Genomic DNA, 252 nt, shown 5'->3' on the forward strand with positions numbered 1-252 from the left:
TCTTTAGCTTTTTGTTTCTCTTCGGCTTTTAGCTTTTCTTCAGCTTCTTTTTGCTCTTTAGCTTTTTGTTTCTCTTCGGTTTTTAGCTTTTCTTCAGCTTCTTTTTGCTCTTTAGCTTTTTGTTTTTCTTCGGCTTTTTGTTTTTCTTCAGTTTCTTTTTGTTCTTTAACCTTTTGCTTCTCTTCGGCTTTTAGCTTTTCTTCAGCTTTTTGTTTAGCGAGAATTTCTTGTTTTTCCTGTGGTGTCATGTTC

At 33.7% G+C, this 252-nt stretch carries 1 pseudogene; it reads right to left on the bottom strand.

Features of this window, described 5'->3' with window-relative positions:
* Window positions 1–252 (bottom strand): annotated as a pseudogene (locus tag MR079_RS29610) (hypothetical protein); the annotation flags it as partial.

Source organism: Bacillus cereus group sp. BfR-BA-01381 (genome assembly GCF_022663555.1).
In the GTDB taxonomy this organism is placed as follows: Bacteria; Bacillota; Bacilli; order Bacillales; family Bacillaceae_G; genus Bacillus_A; species Bacillus_A pacificus.